This window comes from Clostridium sp. CX1 (genome assembly GCF_025398335.1).
Classification (GTDB): Bacteria; Bacillota; Clostridia; order Clostridiales; family Clostridiaceae; genus Clostridium_AM; species Clostridium_AM tanneri.
Genome location: NZ_JAODOO010000040.1, coordinates 1 through 3,891 on the forward strand (window position 1 = coordinate 1; position 3,891 = coordinate 3,891).

The 3,891-nt window shown below is 29.3% G+C and carries 2 protein-coding genes; one reads left to right on the forward strand and one right to left on the reverse strand.

The features are described from left to right. Positions 1–788: 788 nt before the first annotated feature. A complete protein-coding gene (locus N4T77_RS19915; RefSeq protein ID WP_261673610.1) occupies positions 789–1,202 on the reverse strand; it encodes a thioesterase family protein in 414 nt (137 codons plus the stop codon). Positions 1,203–1,467: 265 nt separating this feature from the next. Between N4T77_RS19915 and N4T77_RS19920 the strand changes: the two genes are divergently transcribed. Continuing rightward, complete coding sequence (locus N4T77_RS19920) at positions 1,468–3,882, forward strand: Lon protease family protein (protein ID WP_261673611.1); 2,415 nt, start codon at positions 1,468–1,470, stop codon at positions 3,880–3,882. Positions 3,883–3,891 lie beyond the last annotated feature (9 nt).

Here is a 3,891-nt window from a genome sequence, read left to right on the forward strand (position 1 = left end):
GTTTATTGAGAAGATTCATTAAAGAATTGCTGGTTTATTCAAAAATAAGTTATCTTATCTTATCTTTACTCTGTTTAATTTTCAAGGATCATCTTTTATAGTTTAACCGCTCATTTATATTATCACATACATTTGAGCCTGTCAAGAATTTTGTAAATTATTTTTATTTTCTGTCGTTTTCACAACTTTTACATAATATCATAAATATTTTCCTATGTCAATAGATTTCTCTAAAGATTTTAATAGGTTACTTTATGAACTTGGTCACTGACTTTTCAGCAACGAATGTTATTCTATCATCTTTATCATTCTTTAAAACTATATAAGTATGCTCCTATTTTAGATTAACTCAATTACGCTTAAAAATCCTAACTATATCTAAATATGATTGATGATGATACACTTGAATCAGTTGATACCATTTCATCTCTAAATAGTTATCAGCAATTACAAAACTTGTATAAACTAAGATACGTTCATCTATCTTACTAATGAAAATGTTGCAATATAAAAACTTATAGCCTTATATTTTTTCAATAAAATAAAAAACGAAACTTAAATTAATAATTAAAGCTTTGTTATCTGCATATAGACTACAGTTAGTTTCGAAAAAGAAAATCAGCCTCTGATGACACTGATTTTAAAAAGGTATGAGATGATTAAAAAATTTAACCTTTTTAAAATCAAAACAGCACCAGATGCTGCCTCAGAAGCCAAGACTAATAGAGTGCTTCATATACATCTGTATGTATAAATACTTAAGTCTCATTATAACTGAATTCTAAGACTTACTTTAACTGCTGAAGTTTTTCCCATAAGTCATTATGGTTCTTCTTCAAATTAATTATTTTAAAGTCCTTATTAATAAAAGTTTGAGTAGTTTTTCCCTTTGCTAAAACCTTACTATCTACCTCTCTGATTACATTATAGTTAAAGATTACTTTTATAGGGCTTAACTCTTCAATAAAGGTTTGTATTACTATGTCATCCTCATACTTTGCCCCTTCATGATACTTACAATAAGTTTCCACTAAGGGCATCATAATACCTTTCTTTTCCATGTCACTATAGCTCATTCCTAGTTTCTGTATAAAATCTCCTCTACCAACTTCAAACCAAGCATAATAGTTAGAATGGTGGACAATTCCCATCTGGTCTGTTTCCACATATCTTACTTTTAATTTTGTTTCACTTACATACATTTAATTCACCTTCTTTTAATATTTACATATAATACTATTTTACTCTGAATATATATTTTGTCTATATATTATCTTTACAGTTTCCATTTAACTCCAACTTGCATATTATATAAAGTAAAACTTAAATGAGATTTATTCTTACTTTAAACAATACAAATACTTAGTACTGTTTAAAATGCTTTTTAGAAATTAATTTACTGTAGCTGCTTTTAATATAGACTCTTCCTATGATATTAGTAATTTGAAAAGAAATGAAGGTGATTAAATGTCAACTTATTTAGAGTTAACTTCAAAAGATTTAGAGTTAAATTTTGATGTACTTCCTAAATTTGATACTACTGAAGAATTATCTCCTTATAAAAATATAATAGGTCAAAGCAAAGCTGCTAAATCTATAGACTTAGGTCTTTTAATTGATAAAAAAGAATACAATATATATGTTTCTGGCCCCAGTGGTACAGGTAAAACTAGTTATATAGTAAATAAAATCGAGGAATATGCAAAAACTCTTGAAGACCCTCATGACTGGTGTTACGTATATAACTTTAGAGATAGCCATAAACCTATAGCACTTTCGCTGCCTACTGGAACTGCTGAAAGCTTTAGGGAATCTATAGCTCTAGTTATAAACGATTTATTTAGAAAAGTTCCTACCGTTTTTGATAGTAAAAGTTATGAAAATGCTAAGAGAAAAATTGTTGAAAAATATGAAAAAATGGTCTTAGAAATATCTCGAGAAATTTACGATGAAGCTTCAGAGAACAACTTTGCTGTAGAACATGATGATAATGGAAACTTTATTTTTATACCTTTAAGCGAAGGAAAGAAAATGGATATTGATACCTATAACAAATTATCTACAGATGAAAAATCAACAATTAACAAGAGTTCTAATGAACTCAAACTGCTTTCTTATGAGCTCTTAAAGAGAATATCTGCTTTAAATAAGTTAATGCTTGAGGAACTTAAAACCTTAGATTATAGCCTGTCAAAAAATATAGTACTTGAACAGATTGAAATTTTAAAAAACAAGTATGGAAAGTACAGCAAAATTATTAGCTACTTAGATATGCTTCAAAAAGATATAATTCAAAATATCAGTGCTTTTTTAAAGCGTAATAGTGGTGAAGACTCTGTTAACAAGAGAGAGGACAAAGAAGAATCCGGCACTGATTCCAAGGAATATATTTTTAAGTTTTCAAAACACTTTTTTAGAAGATATGATGTAAAAATTATTTCTACTAATAAAATAGGTAAGGGTGCTCCTGTTATTTATGAAGATTCTCCTACTTATAACAGTATTTTTGGAAAAATCGAATATGAAAATATACAGGGAAATACAGTAACTGATTTCACTATGATACGACCAGGAAGTCTTCATTTAGCTAATGGTGGTTTCCTAGTTGTTAATGCTGAACAGCTTCTAAGTAATCCCAACGCTTGGAAGGCACTTAAAAGGTGTTTAAAATCTGAAGCTATAGTTGTGCAAAATTCTAAAAACAATATGGAATTGTTCCCAATAGTTACTTTAACTCCTGAATATATACCTTTAAAGGTTAAAATCATTCTCGTAGGAAGTAGTATCACCTACTCTTTGTTATCTCAGCAGGATTATGACTTTAATAAGCTTTTTAAGATAAAGTCTGAGTTTGATAGTAAAATAGAAAAAGATTCAATTAATACCAAAAACATTCTCGGTTTTATAAACAATTATATTAATGAAAATAAATTTTGCCATATTACTAGAGATGGTGTAAAAGAATTGTTTAGGTATTCCTCTAGACTTGCAGAAAATCAAAATTATTTCACTGCCTATATGAATAAACTGCTGGAAATTATAGATGTATCTCATGTTTTTGCAATAAAGGATAGTTCAAAATTGATAGATAGACAACATGTTGTTCATGCAATAGAAGAACTTCATTCAATGCATGAACTTGCAAAAAATAAGGTTCTACAGATGTATAAGGAAGGTAAGTATATTGTAGACTTTAAAAACTCTAAAATAGGTCAGATTAATGGTTTATCTGTTATGAACTTTGGCGACTCTACAGTAGGTCAACAACATCGAATAACTGCTACCACCTTTGCTGGAAAGCAGGGTATTACCAACATCGAAAGAGAAGCAAATTTAAGTGGTAATATACACAGCAAAGGTATTATGATCCTTTCTGGTTTTATAGGGGAATTTCTAGGTCAAAACACCTCCCTTTCTTTCAACGGAAAAATAGTTTTTGAACAACTTTACTCCGGCATAGAAGGTGATAGTGCTTCTGCTGCTGAACTTTTAGCTCTTATATCCAGTCTCAGCGACATACCTATAAAACAAAGTATTGCGATAACTGGCTCTGTTAATCAAAAGGGGGAAATTCAACCTATAGGCGGAGTAAATGAAAAGATAGAGGGCTATTTTGACATATGCGGTTTATTTAATTTAGAAGGAAAGCAGGGAGTAACTATTCCTAATTCCAACTTACAGGATTTGGTTTTAAAGAGTGAAGTAGTCGCTGCTGTTGAAAAGGGCTTATTTCATCTTTATTCAGTTAAAACTATAGAAGATTGTATTGAAATTTTATTCGATTTTAGTGAACTAGATAAAGAGGGTCTATCTTCAATGGACTTTATCAAACAACGGATTTTAAGTAAGCTTGGTAGATATAGAAGCCTTTTAAAGAAATAAATTAGAAAA

What these genes read in the sequence shown, in the direction of transcription:
- N4T77_RS19915 (WP_261673610.1), bottom strand. Translation starts at nt 1,202, where the DNA reads ATGTATGTAAGTGAAACAAAATTAAAAGTAAGATATGTGGAAACAGAC.
- N4T77_RS19920 (WP_261673611.1), top strand. Translation starts at nt 1,468, where the DNA reads ATGTCAACTTATTTAGAGTTAACTTCAAAAGATTTAGAGTTAAATTTT.